Source organism: Bacillus sp. CIS52 (assembly GCF_053545315.1).
Map to the genome: position 1 here is coordinate 976,711 of NZ_JBIUFR010000001.1, position 20,168 is coordinate 996,878.

At 48.2% G+C, this 20,168-nt stretch carries 19 protein-coding genes; 3 read left to right on the forward strand and 16 right to left on the reverse strand.

Going from position 1 to position 20,168, the window contains the following annotated elements; translation table 11 throughout:
- Window positions 1–63: 63 nt before the first annotated feature.
- Window positions 64–1,527, forward strand: a complete 1,464-nt coding sequence (locus tag ACH32G_RS04505; RefSeq protein WP_366969622.1) for a C40 family peptidase — start codon at window positions 64–66, stop codon at window positions 1,525–1,527.
- Window positions 1,528–1,568: 41 nt separating this feature from the next.
- Here the strand turns inward: ACH32G_RS04505 and ACH32G_RS04510 are convergent, their stop codons facing one another.
- The gene (locus ACH32G_RS04510; RefSeq protein ID WP_045927072.1) at window positions 1,569–1,892 is read right to left on the reverse strand and encodes a DUF3889 domain-containing protein; all 324 of its coding nucleotides are present in this window, start codon (window positions 1,890–1,892) and stop codon (window positions 1,569–1,571) included.
- Between the two features lie 190 nt (window positions 1,893–2,082).
- On the opposite strand from ACH32G_RS04510, the gene ACH32G_RS04515 reads away from it, so the two are divergent.
- Window positions 2,083–2,325, forward strand: a complete 243-nt coding sequence (locus tag ACH32G_RS04515) for a YhdB family protein (protein ID WP_016938402.1) — start codon at window positions 2,083–2,085, stop codon at window positions 2,323–2,325.
- A 13-nt stretch (window positions 2,326–2,338) separates the two neighbouring features.
- On the opposite strand, the gene ACH32G_RS04520 is transcribed toward ACH32G_RS04515, so the two are convergent.
- From ACH32G_RS04520 to ACH32G_RS04580, 13 genes are all read right to left on the reverse strand, one after another.
- A complete protein-coding gene (locus ACH32G_RS04520) occupies window positions 2,339–2,863 on the reverse strand; it encodes an NADPH-dependent FMN reductase (RefSeq protein WP_045927071.1) in 525 nt (174 codons plus the stop codon).
- Window positions 2,864–3,508: a response regulator gene (locus ACH32G_RS04525; RefSeq protein WP_049628180.1), complete on the reverse strand. Its 645-nt coding sequence runs from the start codon at window positions 3,506–3,508 to the stop codon at window positions 2,864–2,866.
- Complete coding sequence (locus tag ACH32G_RS04530; protein WP_448814037.1) at window positions 3,489–4,646, reverse strand: GAF domain-containing sensor histidine kinase; 1,158 nt, start codon at window positions 4,644–4,646, stop codon at window positions 3,489–3,491. The genes ACH32G_RS04525 and ACH32G_RS04530 overlap by 20 nt, the downstream gene beginning before the upstream one ends.
- A gap of 142 nt (window positions 4,647–4,788) precedes the next feature.
- Complete coding sequence (locus ACH32G_RS04535) at window positions 4,789–6,531, reverse strand: phospho-sugar mutase (protein ID WP_448814038.1); 1,743 nt, start codon at window positions 6,529–6,531, stop codon at window positions 4,789–4,791.
- A 132-nt stretch (window positions 6,532–6,663) separates the two neighbouring features.
- The gene (gene glpD / locus ACH32G_RS04540; RefSeq protein WP_448814039.1) at window positions 6,664–8,331 is read right to left on the reverse strand and encodes a glycerol-3-phosphate dehydrogenase; all 1,668 of its coding nucleotides are present in this window, start codon (window positions 8,329–8,331) and stop codon (window positions 6,664–6,666) included.
- 138 nt (window positions 8,332–8,469) lie between these two features.
- Window positions 8,470–9,960, reverse strand: coding sequence for a glycerol kinase GlpK (gene glpK, locus ACH32G_RS04545; protein WP_016938408.1), 1,491 nt, complete (start codon window positions 9,958–9,960; stop codon window positions 8,470–8,472).
- Window positions 9,961–9,976: 16 nt separating this feature from the next.
- Window positions 9,977–10,804 (reverse strand): MIP/aquaporin family protein, encoded by an 828-nt coding sequence (locus ACH32G_RS04550; protein WP_016938409.1) that lies wholly within the window; start codon window positions 10,802–10,804, stop codon window positions 9,977–9,979.
- A 172-nt stretch (window positions 10,805–10,976) separates the two neighbouring features.
- Window positions 10,977–11,552: a glycerol-3-phosphate responsive antiterminator gene (locus ACH32G_RS04555; RefSeq protein WP_016938410.1), complete on the reverse strand. Its 576-nt coding sequence runs from the start codon at window positions 11,550–11,552 to the stop codon at window positions 10,977–10,979.
- Between the two features lie 16 nt (window positions 11,553–11,568).
- Complete coding sequence (locus tag ACH32G_RS04560) at window positions 11,569–12,921, reverse strand: aminotransferase (RefSeq protein WP_448814040.1); 1,353 nt, start codon at window positions 12,919–12,921, stop codon at window positions 11,569–11,571.
- A 243-nt stretch (window positions 12,922–13,164) separates the two neighbouring features.
- A complete protein-coding gene (locus ACH32G_RS04565; protein WP_016938412.1) occupies window positions 13,165–14,703 on the reverse strand; it encodes a bifunctional GNAT family N-acetyltransferase/carbon-nitrogen hydrolase family protein in 1,539 nt (512 codons plus the stop codon).
- A complete protein-coding gene (locus ACH32G_RS04570) occupies window positions 14,696–15,385 on the reverse strand; it encodes an HAD family hydrolase (protein ID WP_016938413.1) in 690 nt (229 codons plus the stop codon). Before ACH32G_RS04570 ends, ACH32G_RS04565 begins: the two co-directional genes overlap by 8 nt.
- Window positions 15,386–15,513: 128 nt before the next feature.
- Window positions 15,514–15,936 (reverse strand): CBS domain-containing protein, encoded by a 423-nt coding sequence (locus tag ACH32G_RS04575; protein ID WP_016938414.1) that lies wholly within the window; start codon window positions 15,934–15,936, stop codon window positions 15,514–15,516.
- A gap of 130 nt (window positions 15,937–16,066) precedes the next feature.
- Window positions 16,067–16,462, reverse strand: coding sequence for a DUF5365 family protein (locus tag ACH32G_RS04580; protein WP_016938415.1), 396 nt, complete (start codon window positions 16,460–16,462; stop codon window positions 16,067–16,069).
- 110 nt (window positions 16,463–16,572) lie between these two features.
- On the opposite strand from ACH32G_RS04580, the gene ACH32G_RS04585 reads away from it, so the two are divergent.
- Window positions 16,573–17,481 carry an RluA family pseudouridine synthase gene (locus tag ACH32G_RS04585; RefSeq protein ID WP_448814041.1) on the forward strand — a complete coding sequence of 303 codons (909 nt, stop codon included), beginning with the start codon at window positions 16,573–16,575 and terminating at the stop codon, window positions 17,479–17,481.
- On the opposite strand, the gene ACH32G_RS04590 is transcribed toward ACH32G_RS04585, so the two are convergent.
- Together ACH32G_RS04590 and ACH32G_RS04595 are read right to left on the reverse strand one after the other, a co-directional pair.
- On the reverse strand, window positions 17,478–18,074 hold the full coding sequence (locus ACH32G_RS04590) for a class D sortase (RefSeq protein WP_448814042.1): 597 nt from the start codon (window positions 18,072–18,074) through the stop codon (window positions 17,478–17,480). The two genes, ACH32G_RS04585 and ACH32G_RS04590, sit on opposite strands and share 4 nt — an antisense overlap.
- A complete protein-coding gene (locus ACH32G_RS04595) occupies window positions 18,071–20,104 on the reverse strand; it encodes a 5'-nucleotidase C-terminal domain-containing protein (RefSeq protein ID WP_448814043.1) in 2,034 nt (677 codons plus the stop codon). The genes ACH32G_RS04590 and ACH32G_RS04595 overlap by 4 nt, the downstream gene beginning before the upstream one ends.
- Window positions 20,105–20,168 lie beyond the last annotated feature (64 nt).

Genomic DNA, 20,168 nt, shown 5'->3' on the forward strand with positions numbered 1-20,168 from the left:
CCTCACCTTGCGGCTGCAACGAATGGGGATAGTAAAATCATCGCAGGAAAAGGGAGATTCACTATGAAAAAAAAGGTAGCGGTCGGTTTGACTGCATCTGCGATCGTCGGGTCTGCGTTAGCTGTAACACCGGCAGAAGCACAAACGATTAAGGTTAAAAGCGGAGATTCATTATGGAAGCTTGCCCAAAACTACAATACAAGCGTGGATGCCATTACATCAGCCAATCATCTAAAATCCACCGTTATTTCCATCGGGCAGACGCTCACCATCCCTAACGGCAAATCAGATTCCGGCAGCAAAAAGCCATCTTCAAAGAACAGCGGCAAGACGACAAGTGTGTATACGGTGAAAAGCGGAGACTCGCTGTGGCTGATCGCGTCTGATTTTAAAATGTCCGTACAGGAACTGAAAAAACTGAACGGTCTGACAAGCGACTTAATCCGCGCAGGACAGAAGCTGCAAGTGAAGGGGAAAGTTTCCTCAAGCACCGACAAGACAAAAACCGTGCCGGGCAGCAGCTCAAACAGCAGTAAAAAGCAGTCATCTTCATCTTCATCTTCCGGGACATATAAAGTCAAACTCGGCGATTCGCTCTGGAAGATCGCAAACAGCGTTCATATGTCCATTGCGGAACTTAAAGTATTAAATAACTTAAAAACGGATACGATCTACGTAAACCAGGTTCTGAAAATAAAAGGAACGTCTCCTTCGGGAAACAAGCCGTCAAAAGACAATTCAAACAAAAATCAAAACCAGACGCAAACATCATCTTATACAGTAAAAAGCGGAGACTCGCTTTGGAAGATCGCAAACGCATACAATATGACGGTTCAGCAAATCAGAAGCATCAATAAACTGACGTCAGACATGCTGCGGGTCGGACAAGTGCTGAAGCTGACAAAAACGTCATCTTCCGGCTCTTCGTCTTCACCGTCATCTCCGAACCAGTCCGGAGATACAGGGAAAACCACTACATATACCGTCAAAAGCGGGGATTCTTTATGGGGGATCGCCCAAAAATTCAATGTAACCGCCCAGCAGATCCGCGAGAAAAACAATCTGAAAACAGATGTGCTTCAAATCGGACAGAAGCTGACGATTACAGGACAGCAGTCAAACACGACACCGAATCAGTCCGGCAGCACAGGCGGCACAGGTTCAACAAGCGCGAAGATTAATGTAATGATCGATGCCGCAAAAGCTCAGCTGGGTGTACCGTATGTATGGGGCGGGACAACGCCGAGAGGCTTTGACTGCAGCGGTTTTATTTATTACGTTCTTAATAAGGTCACTTCCGTATCCAGACTTTCAGCCGCAGGCTACTGGAATACGATGACATCAGTCAGCCAGCCGGCGGTCGGTGACTTTGTCTTTTTCTCAACTTATAAAGCCGGACCTTCTCACGTCGGCATTTATCTCGGAAACGGACAGTTTATTAATGCCAACGATTCGGGTGTCGTCATCTCCAGCATGAACAATTCCTATTGGAAACAGCGCTACCTCGGAGCGAAACGATTCTTCTGATACAGACAAGCTGCACAGCCGAAAAGGCTGTGCAGCTTTTTTTACAGCCTGAAAATATTAATGCTGATCACATGTTTAGTCACGGGGTGAAAATACACTTCAGCACGGGAGGAAAACGTCTCTTTTTTTGTTTGCACCGTTACGCGAAACACGTCTTTCGTCTGTTCCCGGTTTACTTTCGTACGGCCCATGTACGAATAATCGGTAAGCGCAGCACCCTTGTATTCACGTTCCAGCTGGTTCCATGCGAGCTGCTCCCATTTTCCGACTGATGGATCGAGGTGTTCTGTATGCCCTTTTTCAGCGATTGAGGCAATGAGAATGCCGCAAAACAAGAGGGCGAGCGCAAATGGAAGGAATTTCATCTTTATGTTCTCCTGAGTCGTTTTTGTCAATCTTAGCGTGTCCAAAGAAGAGACGGATATGCGTTTTTATTTTATGTCTCCCTCATATTGCTATGCCCAATTTATACGGACACCAACTTTTCCCCCGTTGCATCCGGGCTTCGGCGGCATAAACTAACGGAGAACTTCTCATTGAAAGGGGAAGCGTAAGATGGACCATGCCGATTATGATAAAGCCTTATATTACACACACAGGTCTCAATGGGACAATTTATTAATTTTGATGGTGCGTACGAAAGATGATTTGTTATCAAAGCGTATTGAACATTTTCTCCATGCATATCATTTTGAACTTGATTATGCGGTGCTTGAAAAAGAGCTGTATTCCCTTCTCAGGTATATTGATCATGCGGCAGAGCTCGCGTATGAAGATCAATTAGCCATGCTGACATAAAACAATCCCGGCGTCAGGCGCCGGGATTTCCCGTGTTTGTAAACATATTCAGCTCTTCCATCATGTCTTTCAGGCTGACCGCCATATCCTCAGATACGGTCCGGCGCTCCATGTCGATGTGAATCGGGTCTAAGACCAGCTGTTTCGGGATGACATTTGCATAGACGCCCCTCATCACAGTCCGCATATTCGCCAGCGCGTTCATGCCGCCTTTTCCTCCGCCCGCCGCTGCAATGATGGCTACCGGTTTGTATCTCCAGCAATCACTGCTTAAAAAATCAATGGCGTTTTTTAAAGCGCCGCTCATGCCGCTGTGATACTCGGGAGATAATAAGACGACGGCAGACGACTTTTTCACCTGCCGCCTTAACTCTTGCACTGAGGGCAGATCGTTCTGTTCTTCTTCACCGTTATAAAGCGGCAGTTCACTTTTGCTTAAATCTATAAAATCGGTTTGAAACCGATCTCTGATATACGAAGCGGCAATTCTTGTCCGCCCGTTTTTTCTCGGCGTGCCGCTGATCACTAATATGCTCATTTAGTTTACCGCCTTTCCGGAAACATTGTATTTTACGGCATACAATGCCGCTTGTGTCCTGTCTGAAAGATTCAGCTTTGACAGCAGATTGGACACATGGGTCTTCACTGTTTTTTCAGAAATAAACAGTGCTGCGGCAATTTCCTTATTGCTTTTTCCTTTGGCTATTTCTTGAAGAACATCTTTTTCACGGGGAGTCAGCTGATAATATTTTTCCTTATCCTGATCCTCCTGAACCATATGTGTCAGCACGTGAGGCACAATATCCGCTGAGAGCCGGTACCGTCCGGAATACACTTCCCGGAGTGTTTTCACTAAATCATCTGGCTGGGCGTCTTTCAGCTGATACGCTTTGGCTCCGGCTTTAAGAGCGGGAATGACATGCTGCGGGTCGGAATAGCTCGTCAAAACGACGATACTGATGTCCGGAAACCGTTCAGCCGCGATTTTTGCCGCTTCAATGCCGTCCATATCAGGCATTGATAAATCCATTAACACGATATCAGGCTTCGTTAGTTCAGCTTGCTGAAGCGCTTCAGCACCGGTAGACGCCTCACCGACTACTTCAATATCTTCCTGAGTGGCGAAGAAAAAGCGCAATCCTTTGCGGACAACGTGATGATCATCAGCGATCACAATTTTCATCAATCATACCTCCTATCCCGTAAAATGGAAGCCGAACGGAGACAATCGTACCGGCGCCAAGCTCAGATTGCAATGCAAACCGGCCTCCGATTGCTTCGGCGCGCGCTTTCATACCCGCAATGCCAAGCGACGGCAGCCCCGCATGCGCATCAGCGCTGAAGCCCGCTCCATGGTCGATAATGCGAAGCTCAGCATGATCCGGCTTTTTAACGGCAGAAATGATAACCCGGTCTGTTCCCGCATGCTTTTTGCAGTTATTCAAGGCTTCTTGAGCGATCCGCCAAAGCGCGTGTTCCTGTTCATCCGTAAGCTTCAGTTCATCTTCCATGTCACAGATGGCTTCCAGACCGATGAGAGCGGCATAGCTTTTGATCGACGCATACAGCCCTTTCGTTAAACTTTCCGGTCTCAGCTGCCAAATAAGCGTCCTCATTTCTGTCAACGCATCCTGCGACAGCTCTTGGATGAACGTAATCATCTGCCGGAGCCGTTCATCATCTGTAAAGCTTTTAGCGGCTTTTGCCGTTAAGCTGACGGAAAACAGCATCTGATTGACGGAATCATGCAGCTCTTGCGCCAGCCTGCTCCGTTCCATCAGCAGGGCGTTCTGCTGCGCAAATTCGGCCAGTTTCATCCGCTGGATCGCCGTTCCGATTTGAAAGGCAACCCCTTCAAGAAGATGCAGTTCTTCTTCGCTGAAAAACGTCTTTTCGCCTGCAGCGACGTTTAATAAACCGAATTTCCGGCCGCCGTCTTCAAGCGGAACGGTCGCATGATGCGTAATGCCTTCGGTGTCGCTGCAGCCCGTCGTCTGTTCCGCAAATTCAATCCGTTTACAATTCATGATGTTTACAGCCTTGGTCAATCCGCCATTGCTGAATTTGGTCAGACAATAGCAGTCCCCGCTGCACATTAATGCGTTTTCCCGCTGACCGAGAGCCGGCGGTAAATAAGCGGATGCGGCAAGCGTATAGGACCCGTCCGGATCAATCAGAAAAATCCACCCTGTCTGCAGCCCGGTCAGGCTGAGCAGCTCGCGCAGGACTTTATCAAGCGCTTCCTTCATATCGTGGCTTTGGTTTAAGGTTTCCGCAATCGCTTTTAAGGTTTTTAAGGTTTCTACCGTCGTTTTCGTCAAACTCCCTCACTCCGGCCATTCAGAATTATCCATATTATATCAATTCTAATCTGTATTTGCCTTTGCTTCAGCATGATTTTCTCTCATACTTTCGGATGAGGCGTAAAAAAACCGCCGGATATCGCTTCCGGCGGTTTTTTGTTTATTTCGTTTTTTCCACTATGGCATCCACCGTTTTCATGACGGCTTCAGATAATGCGGCAAGACGCTGTTCACTGTCTTGTAAAGAAGTTCCCTTCACTGCGAAATAGAACTTGACTTTCGGCTCCGTTCCGGATGGGCGGAGGCAGAACCAAGAGCCGTCTTCAAGGAAATATTTCAGGACATTTGACTTCGGCAGATCAATATCTTCTTCACGATGATCGGCAAATACAGTCCGTTTTCCCGTTGAATAGTCTTCAGCCTGCGTGATTTGTTTTCCGGCCATCTGCTTCGGCGGATCGTTTCGGAATGAAGTCAGGATAGCGGAAATCTGCTCTGCTCCCTGTTTTCCTTTTAACGTCAATGACTTCAAGCCTTCACGGTAATATCCATATTCTTTAAAAATGGACAGCAGCGCGTCATAAAGCGACATGCCCTGCTTTTTATAAAAGGCGCATACTTCGACGGCTAACAGCGCAGCCTGGATTGCATCTTTGTCACGCGCAAAATCGCCGATTAAGTAGCCGTAGCTTTCTTCATATCCGAACTGGAACGTGTATTGTCCGGTTTTTTCATATTCTTTGATCTTTTCACCGATAAATTTGAAGCCCGTCAGCGTATCAACCGTGTCTAAACCGAATGATGAAGCGACGGCGCGGCCCAATTCACTCGTAACAATCGTTTTCATGACGACGCCGTTCTCAGGAAGGACGCCTTGTTTTTTCTTTTCAGAAAGCAGGTAGTGCAATAAAAGCGCGCCTGTCTGGTTCCCCGTCAGCACCGTATACTTGCCTTCACTGTTTTTTGCGGCAATGCCGAGACGGTCGGCATCCGGGTCCGTAGCGACGAGAATATCGGCGTTTTGTTCTTCTCCCAGCTTAATGGCATATTCGAATGCCGCGTGCTCTTCAGGGTTTGGCGATTTGACCGTTGAAAAATCCGGATCCGGAAGCTCCTGTTCCTTTACGACAGTGACGTTTTTGTAACCGAGCGCGTCGAAGCCGCGGCGTACCGGTTTATTCGCCGTGCCGTGCAGCGGAGTGAACACCACGCTCACGTCGACTTCTTCCGAAAGCTCGGGATGGACGGAGATGGAAGTCAGTTTTTCAGTATAGGGTGTATCAATTTCTTCGCCGATGATCTTAATTAAACCTTTTTCCTTCAGCGCCTGTTCATCTTCAACTTGAATTGTTAATTCATTTTCAATCGCATTCACTTCTGCAATGACGATGTCCGCTTCTTTCGGCGGCAGCTGTGCCCCGTCATCGCCGTACACTTTATATCCGTTATATTCAGGCGGGTTATGGCTGGCCGTCACGACGATACCCGCATAAGCGTTCAGTTCTCTCACCGCAAAAGACAGCTCAGGCGTCGGGCGGAGCTCATCAAATACGTATGTTTGAATGCCTTGGGAAGCAAGGGTTTTGGCTGCTTCCATCGCAAACTCAGGAGATTTATGACGGGAGTCGTACGCGATCGCAACGCCTCTTTTTTTCGCTTCTTCTCCTTGTTTTGCGATATACGCAGCAAGCCCGGCGGATGCTTTGCGGACCGTGTAAATGTTCATTCTGTTTGTGCCCGGCCCGATTTCTCCTCTCATGCCTCCTGTTCCGAACTCAAGATTTTTGTAGAAAAAGTCTTCCAGCAGCTGCTCGTTTCCTTCTGCGTCCGCCAATAATTTTTTCAATTCTGAATCTAATTGTTCGGCCTGATTCCAGCGTTCGTAACTCTTACTCCAACTCATGTTCGTCCTCCTATAATTTCAGCTTATGACCATATTTTAATATGAAGCGGCTGTCCGTGTCACTTGATAACTTAACACAGTGCTTTATGTAAAAAGAAGGGCTCATGCCTTTTCGGCACAGCCCTCCGGTTATTATTGTTCGAGCGGAACAACCGCATCGTGCAGCAGCGTGTTTAACCACTCGGTATGTTTCGCTTTCGTTTCGTCATCCCATTGGAACCGGTCGCTCATGTAATCAATCACAGCCGTTTTATACGTCTGCACCCAATTGATGTCGAAGAACAGTCTGCCCGTTCTGCGGACGAAGAAATCAGCAGGTGTCGCAGCCATCTCTTCTTCAATGCTGTAAGCCGCTTCCGCCAGAATGTGAACCGGAATCTGGCGTTTTGCCGCTTCGTCTTTCAGGCCTTCAATCCGGCTGAATACATTTTCGACGTTAGAGCCGTATCTGATGGCTAACTGTTTAGCTGTTTCCTGTGATAAACCGATTTTCAATCCGTCTTTTGTCTTTGCTTCCACAAATGACTCGAAGTTTTTAGAGCCGCCGACATGTCCGCCGGAAATCGGCATCGTCTTCGTCTTACAGCCGCCGAAGTCCTGGCCGCCCTCTTCTTTTAAGCGGTCGCGGACAAGATCGACAATGTGCTCAGCCATTTTACGGTAGCCCGTCAGTTTTCCTCCGGCGATTGTGATCAAGCCAGATTGAGATGTCCAGATTTCATCTTTACGGGAGATCTCAGACGGATCTTTTCCTTCTTCGTGAATGAGCGGTCTGAGGCCGGCCCAGCTTGATTCAATATCGTCCGCCGTAATATTCAGTTCCGGGAACATATAATTGATGGAGCTGACGACATAATCACGATCCTGCACCGTCATGCGCGGATGCTCAAGCTTTTGTTTATAAACCGTGTCTGTCGTGCCCACGTATGTTTTTCCTTCACGCGGAATGGCGAACACCATACGTCCGTCCGGCGTGTCAAAGTACACAGCCTGTTTAAGCGGGAATACGGATTGGTCGAATACGAGATGGACCCCTTTTGTATGCTGGAGATGCTTTCCGCTTTTGCTGTGGTCTTTTTCTCTCAGCTCGTCGACCCAAGGACCTGTCGCATTGACGATTTTTTTGGCGTACACTTTGTATTCCTTGCCTGACAGCAGATCTTCAATTAAAACGCCGACGACTTTTCCTTTTTCATAAAGCAGCTCTTTCACTTTAGAATAGTTGACAGGCTCCGCACCGAATTTAACGGCTTCTTTCATGACTTCAATCGTCAGTCTCGCGTCGTCCGTCCGGTACTCTACATAGTAGCCTCCGCCTTTTAAGCCGTCTTTTTTGACGAGCGGTTCTTTTTGCAGCGTTTCTTTTGCAGACAGCATGCTTCTGCGCTCTGATTTTTTTACCCCTGCTAAATAGTCATATACACGCAGACCGATGGAAGTAGAGAATGAACCGAATGTGCCTCCTTTATGGAACGGAAGCAGCATCCATTCCGGCGTCGTGACGTGCGGGCCGTTTTCGTATACAATGGCACGTTCTTTACCGACTTCAGCCACCATTTTGACTTCGAATTGTTTCAGATAACGCAAACCGCCGTGGACAAGCTTTGTGGATCGGCTTGATGTGCCGGCCGCGAAGTCCTGCATTTCGCTCAAAGCGACTTTCATTCCCCTTGAAGCAGCGTCAAGCGCCGTACCGGCACCCGTAATGCCTCCGCCTATAATAAACAGATCGTATGTTTTTTTAGTCATGTCTTCCAGCATATGATCCCGTTCCAAACTCGAAAATTGGTGATTCATCATTACGTTTCCTCCTTGTTGTCACTGTATAGAAAAAGAGACCACAACAGCCAAAGCGCATGTTATCACTTTGGTGCTGTGGTCTCTCCTCATCTCAGGACCGTTCCTATTAACTTGTTTTCAGTATATCATAATTTTATCTTATTTAAAAGCCATAGCTGCATTTACTGCTTTTTTCCATCCGCCGTACAATTCATCGCGTTTTTCATCTTCCATTTCCGGTTTGAATTGCTTATCCAGATTCCACTGATCGGCGATTTCAGTGCTGTCTTTCCAGTAGCCGACAGCGATTCCGGCCAAATACGCGGCACCGAGCGCCGTCGTTTCATTAATTTCCGGACGTTCGACCGGCACATCAAGCAAGTCGCTTTGGAACTGCATAAGGAAATTATTTTTAACCGCTCCGCCGTCTACACGCAAAGTTTTTAAAGAGATGCCTGAATCAGCTTCCATGGCATCAAGCACATCTTTCGCCTGATAAGCGAGAGATTCAAGCGTGGCCCGGATAAAATGCTCCTTCGTCGTTCCGCGTGTCAGGCCGAAAACTGAGCCGCGCACGTCACTGTCCCAGTACGGTGTGCCCAGTCCGACGAAAGCGGGCACGACATAAACACCGTCAGCGGAATCCACACGCTCTGCGTATGTCTCGCTTTCTTTCGAATCATGGAACATCCGCATGCCGTCTCTCAGCCATTGGATGGCAGAACCTGCGACAAAGATGCTTCCTTCCAGCGCATACTCGACTTTTCCGTCTAATCCCCAGGCGATCGTCGTCAGAAGGCCGTGCTCTGAAGTAATGGCTTTTTCTCCGGTATTCATGAGCATAAAGCAGCCTGTGCCGTATGTGTTTTTCCCCATGCCTTCTTCAAAGCACGCCTGACCGAACAGCGCTGACTGCTGGTCTCCGGCCGCACCCGCAATCGGAATATTTTTGCCGAAGAAATGATAATCAACCGTTTTCGCGTACACATGAGAAGACGGTTTCACTTCCGGCAGCATTGATTTCGGCACGCCTAAAATGTCCAGCAGCTCGTCATCCCATTTTAATTCATGGATATTAAACATCAGCGTTCTTGAAGCGTTGGAATAATCCGTTACGTGCGCCGCGCCTCCGGACATTTTCCAGATGAGCCATGAATCAATCGTTCCGAAAAGCAGATTTCCGTTTTCCGCTTTTTCCCGCGCGCCTTCTACATTGTCAAGAATCCATTTGACTTTCGTTCCTGAGAAATACGGGTCGATCAGAAGTCCCGTTTTTTCTCTGAATGTATCATTATATCCTTTTTCACGAAGCTCTTCGCAAATGCCGGATGTTTGTCTCGATTGCCACACAATCGCATTGTATACCGGCTTTCCGGTATCTTTATCCCATACGACCGTCGTTTCCCTTTGGTTCGTGATGCCGATGCCGGAAATTTGGTCCGCGCTGATTCCGGACTCAGAGATCACAGTCGCGATAACGGCGAGCACCGATCCCCAGATTTCGTTCGCATTATGCTCCACCCAGCCCGGCTGAGGGAAGTGCTGTGTGAATTCCTTTTGAGCGGAATGCACGATTTTTCCTTCTTTATTAAAAAGAATCGCTCTTGAACTTGTTGTGCCTTGGTCAATTGATAAAATATAGGTCTCCATGATGCCGCTCTCCTTTTTAAATATATTCAGAATTTGATAATGTTTTTCGTGATTGAGATTTCTTGGTATAAACATAGAGTATAAAAAGCAATACAACCATTATAACGCTTACAAACCAAAAGCTAGATGTCACATTTCCTTTAAACGCGGCATTGTAAAATACGCCGCCGAACGCACCGCCCATGATCGGACCGATAACGGGAATCCAAGCATATTTCCAATTTGACGGCCCTTTTTTCGGAATCGGCAGAAAGGCGTGTGCGATTCTCGGCCCCAAATCCCGCGCAGGGTTGATCGCATACCCGGTTGTTCCTCCGAGAGAAATTCCGATAGCCACGATGAGGAATCCGACAATCAGCGGGTTCAGCCCTTTTGTAAATTCATTCGCTCCGATCGCCAAAATGCCGAGCACAAGCACAAACGTCCCAATGACTTCACTTATCATATTCCCAAATGTATGAGGAATACTCGGGCCGGTCGAGAAAACGCCCAGCTTAGCCGCCGGATCATCCGTCGCCTTCCAATGCGGCAGATAATGAAGATACACAATAACCGCACCGATCATTGCTCCGATCATCTGTCCAGCAATATAGACAGGGACTTCTTTCCAAGGAAAACTGCCTTCAAGCGCAAGGCCTATCGTTAAAGCCGGATTCAAGTGAGCGCCGCTGATTCCGCCGACAGCATATGCCGCCATGGCTACTCCAAGCCCCCAGCCGAATACAACAACAATCCATCCGGATTGGTATGAAAGCGATTTCTTTAAATTGACTCCCGCACAAACGCCGCCCCCGAAAATAATAAGCAGCATTGTACCGATTACTTCTCCCCAAAATGCTGTCATCATCATTCCTCCCAAATGACATAATAGCAGGTTTGACAGAGTTATAGAGAATAAAAAACCCACAACAGACCGCTTTACGCTTTATTGCTTCCGTAAAGAGCTGTTGTGGGTCTCCGGGTCTCCATCACATAGTATTAACCTAGGTCTATTGTAACAACGGGTGTAAGCGGTGTCAATCTTTTTTTGTCATAGAATGTTCATATTTAGCCCACAGCTCGGTGTCTGAAGTCGTCACCGCCGTGGCCCCCGCCTGCAAAGCGTTTTCAACATCCTGCTCCGTGCGGATAAAGCCGCCGGCAAAAATCGGAATGCCCGTCATCTCTTTAATTTCCCGGATTAAAGTCGGAACGATGCCCGGGAGGACCTCGATAAAGTCAGGCTTATGCTTCCCGACGAATTCCATGCTCTTTTCCATCGCGCTCGTATCCAAGAGAAACAGACGCTGGATCGCATATATTTTCTTTTGTTTCGCTTTGACGATGACGGCCGATCTCGTTGAAATGATGCCGGCGGGCCGGATGTCCTGACAAATGAATTCCGCACCGTATTCATCATGCTTAATGCCGTGAATTAAATCGACGTGAACCATCAGGTGTTTTCCGTGTTTTTTCGCTTCATTCACGACACCTTTTAATTGACCGAGGTGAATATCTAAAATAACGCCGTATAAGAACGGACTTTCTAAAAATGCATCGAATTGCTTCATGTTCCGGATAGCCGGTAAAATCTGCTGGTTGTGAAAACTCATGTTTTACTCCTTTACATTAAAAATCAATGCTCAGCACGCTTTCTTTGACCGTCGAAATGATGAAAGAAAGCTCCTCGTCAGAAAGGCAGAAAGGCGGTGAAAGCTGAATGACATTATTATATCCCGCTGCGGTATCGCCATTTTTCCCGACGAGCAGGCCTTTTTTCTTACAGGCGGTGATGACGTGCTGGACAGCGGCGGCATCAGCGGGTTCTTTCGTGATTTTGTCCTTTACGAGCTCGATGCCGGCAAGAAGGCCCTTTCCCCGTACATCCCCGACCGCGGGATGTTCTCTGAGCGGCTGAAGCTCCCGGAGCAGCCTTTCACCAAGCTCCCGGGAACGGGCGATCAGATTTTCGTCCTCCATCAATTGCAGGTTCTTCAAAGCAAGGGCGCAGGCTGCCGGATTGCCTCCGAATGTATTCACGTGCCGGAAACGGCCGTACGGCTCACCGTCCGAATACGCTTCAAAAATCTCCCGTTTCACTGCCGTCGCCGACAGCGGCAGGTAAGCGCTCGTGATGCCTTTTGCCATTGTGACGATGTCCGGTGAAACGCCGTAATGCTGAAATCCGAACGGCTCTCCCGTGCGGCCGAAACCGCAGATGACTTCATCACTGATAAGCAGCGCGCCGTGGCGGCGGCAAATGCCCTCTACCTTTGCCATATACCCGTCCGGGGGCATCAGTATACCTCCGCCTGTAATAATCGGTTCCATAATTACGCCGGCAATCGTTTCGCTTAATTCCCACGTCATGATCCGGTCGATTTCATGTGCGCTTTCCAATGTGTCAGCATCGGCGGGATTCCGATAGAGATCAGGCGGCGCCGCATGCAAAAATCCTTGGGAGAGCGGTTCGTATTTGTATTTTCTCTGCGCCTGGCCGGTAGCGGCGAGCGCCCCCATCGTATTGCCGTGATAGCCCCTGTACCGGGAGATGAATTTGAAGCGGCTGTGATCGCCGTTTTCAATGTGGTATTGGCGGGCAATTTTGAACGCGGTTTCATTTGCTTCCGATCCGCTGTTGGAAAAGAAGATTACATAATCGCCGCCGAGCCATTCATTCAGTTTTTCCGCAAGCTCAATCGCAGGTTGATGGCTTTGGGTCAGCGGATAATAAGGAAGCTCCTTCAATTGGCTGTAAGCCGCATCGGCAAGCTCCTTTCTCCCGTATCCGATATTGACGCACCACAGTCCCGACATGCCGTCCAAATACCGCCTGCCGTCAATGTCCGTAACCCAGGCGCCTTCCCCTTTTTGGACGATTATGCTGTCATCCGGCTCCGCCCCTTTCATCGCGTGCCAAATCAGCTCTTTATCCTTTTGTTTGAGTGACTGATTTTTTTGTACATGTTCCACACCGCTCATCTCCCTTTCAATATCATTGCACTGTATCGAAAGCTGCCCGGCTTCTGACGCCGATTCTCTTGGTGAAGTTTTCCTCTTAATAAGAATATAAAGGCGCGGCATGGGCGAGTCAATAAAGCGGCGGCAATTAAAAAAACGCTTTCTCCAAGAAAGCGAAAGGGCTACAAGAGCATATCCCGAAACCGGGGACGGTGCAAGTATTTTTATAAAAAAACCCGCTCCTTAAACCGGAGCGGGCTTTCTTCATTTAAGATGCGTAATCCGGTAGATGTCTTTACGCCGGTCTTTCAGCTGGCGCACGGTTCCGTTTTCACGCTGTCTTCTTAAAATTTCAAGGTCAACGTCCCCGATCACAACCATTTCGATATTCGGGTTCGTTTCACCGACGATTCCGTCTCTGGCAAATTCAAAATCAGACGGAGCAAAAATGGCTGACTGTGCGTATTGAATGTCCATATTTTCTGTTTGCGGCAGGTTCCCGACCGTACCTGAGATGACAGTGTAAATTTGGTTTTCAACCGCTCTCGCCTGAGAGCAGTATCTTACGCGCAAGTAGCCTTGGCGGTCTTCAGTGCAGAACGGTGTAAAGATAATTTTCGCCCCTTGATCCGCGGCAATTCTCGCAAGCTCCGGAAATTCAATATCGTAGCAGATCTGAATGGCGATCTTTCCGCAGTCCGTATCAAATACGCGCACTCTGTCTCCGGCGCTGATGCCCCACCATTTCCGCTCATTCGGCGTAATGTGAAGCTTATATTGTTTTTCAATCGTGCCGTCACGTCTGAATAAGTAAGCGATGTTATAAATTTTCCCTTCTTCTTCAACGAAATGGGAGCCGCCGATGATGTTGACATTATATTTCACCGCGAGATCTGTAAAGAGGCTGATATAGTCCTCTGTATATTCGGTAATCCTCTGAATGGCAAGGCTCGGAGAACGCTCCTCGAGGAAGGACATGAGCTGCGTCGTGAAAATCTCCGGAAATACCGCGAAATCAGATCTTGCATCGGAAGCCACATCCACATAATATTCAACCTGATTGGCAAATTCCTCGAAGGAATAAATCTTTTTCATTTCATACTGAATGACGCAAATACGCACCGGAAATGCCGATTTGTAATAGCGCTTCGACTGCGGCAGGTAATCGACATTGTTCCACTCCATTAATGTCGCATATTTTATGGACGCGGTGTCATCCGGGAGATAATTCGGATTGATCCGCATGAGCGTAAATCCGTTCATCAGCTGGAAGGAAAGCACCGGATCATAAATCTGATGGCGCGTCACCTGTTCGACATAGGCTCTCGCCGTCATTTCTTCCGCATATTTATGGTAATTCGGAATCCGTCCGCCGATAATGATGCTTTTCAGGTTTAATCGTCTCGCCAGGTCTTTTCTCGCTTCATACAGCCGGTGTCCGATCTTCATCCGTCTGTATGCCGGATGCACCATCACTTCAATTCCGTACAGGTTCATTCCGTCCGGATTGTGGTTCGTGATGTAACCGTCGTCTGTAATGTCCTGCCATGTGTGGCGGTCATCGTATTCATCGAAATTGATGATCAGACTGGAGCATGATCCGATAATTTCCCCTTCATACTCGGCGCAAAACTGACCTTCCGGAAAATGCGCGAGATGGCTGATTAAATGCTCAGGCTCCCAAGGCTCCATCCCCGGGAAACAATCCTTTTGCAGCTCAATAATTTTATTGATATCTTTCTCTTCCATGTTCCGTATGACCATTTTCTTTTCAAAACGGGTCAGATCAAGTTTCTCAGACAATGCCGCTTCCTCCTGCCGATTCGTTTTGATTGTTCAAGCGCTGTAAAAGTAATTCAAGTTCCATTTCCGCCATCGATTCGAGTCTGTGATCGTATTCTTCAAACAACAGGGTGCTTGTTACCTTATTCGGTACGATCACACATTTCATGCCGGCACGTTTGGCTGCGATTGAGCCATTGACGGAATCCTCAAAGGCAAGACATTCGGAAGGTTCGACGCCTAAATGTTCCGCCGCTTTCAAATAGAGTTCCGGATTCGGCTTCACTTCTTCTACGTCATCCGCCGTCTGAATCACTTCAAATTCATCAAACAGGCCTAACTCCTTCAGATGGCCCGATACCCATTTGAAATCTGAGCTTGAAGCAAGCCCCACCTTCAATCCTAATTCTTTCGCTGCGGCTAAATAAGCCTCCACTCCGGGACGCGCCGTTTCCGTTTTCATCCGCTGTTGGAAGCGCGCGCGCCTGATCGCCGTCAGTTCGTCATGATCGAGCTTTCTTCCCAGCTGCTCCTCTAAATACGCGAACGGCTTAAACCCCGCGGCCGTTCCGATCACCTTTCCCCAGACAGATAAAGGCAATGTCGATCCGTGTTCTTCAAACATTTCTTGCAGCACTTCATATTCATGGGTTTCTGTATCTAAAATTAACCCGTCAAAATCAAAGATTAATGCTTTTATCACTGCTTACAGCTCCTTTAGTTAACGTACTGTGACCTATGTATACACTATACCGTGAATTTCTTCCGCGTTCAAAATGTAACATTCGGACGGAAAGAAGAGCCTGCATGAATGCAAGCTCTCTTGATCCGTTACTGTGAGTTTTGGCTGGAAATATTAGAAAGAGCTGCTCCCGCAGACTCGTTTGAACGCTGATCGACCGCTAAGTCTCCAAGCGCAACGATCCCGACCAAATGATTTTGATCAACAATGGGAAGGCGGCGGATTTGGTGTTGGGCCATCAGGTGTGACGCCTCTTCAAGACTCATCTCCGGGTTTCCGGATACTACTTTAGAAGACATCACGTGCGAAACAGGTGTTTGGCCGTCGCGGCCTTGAGCCGTTGTTCTCAATGCGATATCACGGTCTGTCAGCATTCCTTTTAATTCCCCTCCGTCAACGACGGGAATCGCTCCGACATTATGCTGATGCATCAGCGCGGCCGCTTCCTGAATCGTTTGATTGGGAGAAACGGTAGCCACGTGGGTAGTCATTGATTGTTTGATTGAACTCATTGTAAAGCACCCCTTTCGCCATTTATTATGCTCGGGGATTTGTCTCATTATAAAGGGAGTTAGAGGAAAGAAATTGTGGTATCATGTCAAAGAAGCAAAAAAGAGCCTGTAAAAAGGCTCTTTACATCCATCAGATCAGCCTTCTGTGACCGCAGGCTTCTGATTCGGCTCCTGTCTCGAAATCATCATAGGTAAACGGAAAATTCATTCCGCAATCATTCAGCAAAGCGCAATTTTTATCAAACAGCGCCCGCTCTTTAGCATCATATACCGCGTGCGGCTTTGACAGCATGATATGTACCGTTTGCAGACAAGCCATAATTTGAAATGCTTCTTTTAACGTTCCTTGGTAAAGTTGGTTTTGTAAAGACAATACGCCCCTTTTTTTAAAGCGCTGAATTTCCAGTTCGGAGAAATAAAGAGGAAAGACATTTTGGAACAATTCAGAGGAAAGCTCTTGTATCGCGCTCTCTTGTCCGTCAGTCGCTGCGTTGACAATTCTCACATCAATCACCTTTCTTGCCATGTGAATATCCTTAATCTTTATCAAGAATAGCACAGAAAAAAACGCGAAAGCTAAGGTAAGTGTTTCCTATTGAAACAGCCGCTTTCCGCTTGAAAAAGGAGCTTTATGATATGAAACAAAATGACCGCGGGCTGGAACTTCTGATAACGGAAAAGCACGCCGGACAATGGCTGTTTTCAGTCCTGAAATCAGAATTTCAGGCATCAAAACCCGTGATAACCGAATGGATGAACCAAGAAAGCATTCAGGTCAATCGAACATCTCCCAAAAACAATATCATCCTGAAAGCCGGAGACCGCCTGTTCATTGATCTTCAGGAAAAAACGGAGTCATCGGTGATCCCGGAATACGGGGAAGCGGAAATCTTATTTGAGGACAATCATATGCTGATTGCAAATAAGCCGGCGGGAATGCCGACTCATCCGAATGAAGAGGGTCAGACCGGAACCCTCAGCAATCTGATCGCTTACCATTTTCAAATCAACGGCGAACAAGCGAAAGTCCGCCACGTTCACCGGCTTGACCGGGACACGTCAGGTGCGGTCGTTTTTGCCAAGCACCGCCTGGCTCATGCCATCCTCGACCGGCAGCTTGAAACCAAAACATTAAAACGCACCTATATCGCCGCAGCGGAAGGAAAAGTGACGCCGAAAAAAGGCACGGTTGATTCGCCGATCGGCCGCGACAGATCACATTCCGTCAGACGGCGCGTCTCACCCGGCGGACAAGCCGCCGTTACCCATTACAAGGTACAAGGCTATCATTCCGGCGCGCGGCTTTCTCTGATCGAACTTGAATTGGAAACCGGAAGAACACATCAAATCAGAGTGCATATGGCAAGCATCGGCCATCCGTTAGCGGGAGATGACCTGTACGGCGGAAGCCGGGCGCTGTTTCACAGACAGGCGCTTCACGCCAAAAAGGTCAGCGTCGTCCATCCGGTCTCCGGAGAAGAAATCATCGCCGAAGCGCCGATGCCCGCTGATCTGGCACACTTTACCGACACCTACTTTTCTTAAACCGGGTAAGCATATATAATATATCGTTTCGGTGCATTTCCGATGTAAGAAAACGGATAGCAAGTGGTCAGAATCAGTTCCTCCCGCTCATGCTGAAGGGTGATGACGGACGTATCATCCCGGCTGACGATTTTTGTATGGCTGATTTTATAAGAAAACGCGCCGTAAGACAGCATCACGTTCAGCCTGTCTCCTTTTTTCAGTTCGCCGGTCCGTCGGAACACCGTGTCCCTGTGGCCGGATAATACGATTTGGCCGTGTTCATCCGGATAAAAGCTGTCTTTGTAATGGCCGACGCCTTTTGCTAAATCGTCTGCGTCAGTCCCTTCCACGATCGGGAGCTCAGCATCGATTTTAGGGATTTCTAAAATACCGCTTGCTTCACCTGTTTTAGGATGAAATTCTTTTTTGCGCTGCGCCAAAGCGGCTCTATTCGTTTCTTTCTTTGCCAAAACGGGTTCGGTCGCTTTTTTTGCTTCTTCAAGCGATTGGTTTGTCTTCATGTGTGAATCGACGATCTTCCAGCTTCCATAGCATGTGACGATGACACCGATGATGATGACAAGAAGCGGAATATGTTTCAGTTTATTCATGGTGTGCGGTTGCTCCTTTTCCTTCTGAAAAGCCAGTATACGCCGGCGCCTGTGATCACCAGTCCGGCCAGTGCCGTCTGATAGCTGCCCGCTGAAGTATCAGGCAACGGGCGGCCTTTTTGTGAGCCGCTTTCAGTCTGTTTTGTGCTTTTTTCCGGATTTGCAGCCGATGACGGACGGGTTTCGGAAGCTGTTTCTTTTATAACGGGACGCTCTGGCTTTTTGGCTTGGTCAGGCTGTTTTGCAGCATCCGGGTTTTTAGCGGGTTTTTCCGCTTGGGGTTTTTCTGTTTTATCGGGTCCGGTGTCGCCCGGTGTTTCCCCTTTTCCCGGCTGACTGTCGGTGTCATCAGGTGTTTCGGCTGCTGATGCCGTGCGGATGCGGCCGTCGGTTTGATAAGAAATCGGAGCGGAAAAGCTTTTGACATAGTCTACTGTCGCTTCCAAATCCTCAGGCCCCGTCACCGGATTCTTGCCGAGTTTCCCGATCGGGCCGTATTTTGCCCCCGCTGCCGTTGCCATAAATTGATTGACTGTTAATGTATATCCTTTCTCGGGCTGTATGTCTGTCCCGTCTGCCATTTTCATATCAATCGCTTTTCCGGTTTCCGGGTTCCATGTATAGGAAAATCCGCTGATGCTGTAATCCGGTCCGTAAACCGGAGAAATTTGCGCATTGATGATCTCCCGCAAATCCTTTCCTTTGATTTCAAGCTTCGTCAGCACATTGCCGAACGGCTGAACATTATAAAGGTCTCCCCATGTAATCGGCCCTTTTTTTATGCCGTCCCGGATGCCGCCGCCATTCATTAGCGCAAAATCGGATTTCATCTTCGCTTTCATACCGTCGGCAATCAGATTTCCAAGCGCCGTGTCGCCGTCATTTGAATAGCCGCCCGTTATATCATGGGCCGCTTCCCCGACCGTTTCGCTGATAATCGGTTTCACTTTCTCTTCATATTTGCTTAATATGCCTGCCGCATCCGGGTCCGGCTTGATTTTACTTTGGTCGATATATTGGATTTCCGCTGATTTTTTCACGATATCCTTCGACTCTTTATCAAGTTCAAGATCGGCGATTCCGATTGCTTTTCCGTATTCAAATGCCTGCACGATCAGCTTGCCGTTGACTTCTCCGTTTACGACTTTATGATTGTGCGCAGCGAAAATTACGTCAATCTCTGAGTCTGTCCCGCCGGCAAGCTTTGCGGCTTCTCCCGTGATCGCACTGCCGTTTTGTTCAGCAGACATATGGGCGAGCACGGCGATGGCTTTAATTCCTTTTTTCTTCAGGTCAGCGGCGGCGTCATTGACGGCTTTTACCTCATCCGTAAACGTGATGTTTTTAATACCGTCCGGAATGACCATTCCTGCTGCCGATCTGGTTACAACTCCGATAAATGCAACCGGAATTCCGGAAACGTATTTGATTTCATACGGCGGAAGAAAGGACTCACCTGATTTCAGTTTACAGTTGGCGCAGACGAGCGGGAAATTTTGGCCGTCATAACCGCTTGTCCCCTTTCCGTCCGGATGATCTCCTCCATTGATGATCCGTTTAAGCTCATTTGTTCCTTCATCGAATTCATGATTGCCGACAGTCCCGGCGTCAAACCCGATGTCTTCCATCAGTTCTACTGTCGGTTCATCTTGAAAAAGGGCTGACACGGGAGAACTGCCCCCGATCATATCGCCCGCATGCACCACGAAGGCGTGTTCTTTTTCGGCTTTTGCTTTTTTAATGTACGCCGCAGCGTAATCCATTCGGCCGAACGTGCCATCCGGTTTACCATCTCCGTTAAGATCAAGCTCATATTGCTGATCAATTTTTCCGTGCAGATCATTCATGCTGATGATTCTGAGCGGGACACGGCCGGTGTCTTCAGTCTGCTGTTCTTCATACGCCTTATCCGTTCCACTCTCATTCAGCAGTCCGGCTTGTCCGATTGCTGCCGCATCTTTCACGCCGGAGACCATAAAACAAACCATCAGCACACAGCACGAAAGACGCATCCCCCTTTTTTTCTTCATTCATTTCCCCCCTTGTCTTCTAAGAAATACGTTAGCTTATTTTCTTAAAAATCACACCACTTTT

Bases quoted from the DNA above. Each gene is read 5' to 3' on its own strand.
- ACH32G_RS04560 (WP_448814040.1), bottom strand. From the start codon at position 12,921: ATGAGCGGTGTGGAACATGTACAAAAAAATCAGTCACTCAAACAAAAG.
- ACH32G_RS04515 (WP_016938402.1), top strand. From the start codon at position 2,083: ATGGACCATGCCGATTATGATAAAGCCTTATATTACACACACAGGTCT.
- ACH32G_RS04525 (WP_049628180.1), bottom strand. From the start codon at position 3,508: ATGAAAATTGTGATCGCTGATGATCATCACGTTGTCCGCAAAGGATTG.
- ACH32G_RS04590 (WP_448814042.1), bottom strand. From the start codon at position 18,074: ATGAATAAACTGAAACATATTCCGCTTCTTGTCATCATCATCGGTGTC.
- ACH32G_RS04535 (WP_448814038.1), bottom strand. From the start codon at position 6,531: ATGAGTTGGAGTAAGAGTTACGAACGCTGGAATCAGGCCGAACAATTA.
- glpD (WP_448814039.1), bottom strand. From the start codon at position 8,331: ATGATGAATCACCAATTTTCGAGTTTGGAACGGGATCATATGCTGGAA.
- ACH32G_RS04510 (WP_045927072.1), bottom strand. From the start codon at position 1,892: ATGAAATTCCTTCCATTTGCGCTCGCCCTCTTGTTTTGCGGCATTCTC.
- ACH32G_RS04575 (WP_016938414.1), bottom strand. From the start codon at position 15,936: ATGAGTTCAATCAAACAATCAATGACTACCCACGTGGCTACCGTTTCT.
- ACH32G_RS04555 (WP_016938410.1), bottom strand. From the start codon at position 11,552: ATGAGTTTTCACAACCAGCAGATTTTACCGGCTATCCGGAACATGAAG.
- ACH32G_RS04595 (WP_448814043.1), bottom strand. From the start codon at position 20,104: ATGAAGAAAAAAAGGGGGATGCGTCTTTCGTGCTGTGTGCTGATGGTT.
- ACH32G_RS04580 (WP_016938415.1), bottom strand. From the start codon at position 16,462: ATGGCAAGAAAGGTGATTGATGTGAGAATTGTCAACGCAGCGACTGAC.
- ACH32G_RS04520 (WP_045927071.1), bottom strand. From the start codon at position 2,863: ATGAGCATATTAGTGATCAGCGGCACGCCGAGAAAAAACGGGCGGACA.
- ACH32G_RS04550 (WP_016938409.1), bottom strand. From the start codon at position 10,804: ATGACAGCATTTTGGGGAGAAGTAATCGGTACAATGCTGCTTATTATT.
- glpK (WP_016938408.1), bottom strand. From the start codon at position 9,960: ATGGAGACCTATATTTTATCAATTGACCAAGGCACAACAAGTTCAAGA.
- ACH32G_RS04505 (WP_366969622.1), top strand. From the start codon at position 64: ATGAAAAAAAAGGTAGCGGTCGGTTTGACTGCATCTGCGATCGTCGGG.
- ACH32G_RS04585 (WP_448814041.1), top strand. From the start codon at position 16,573: ATGAAACAAAATGACCGCGGGCTGGAACTTCTGATAACGGAAAAGCAC.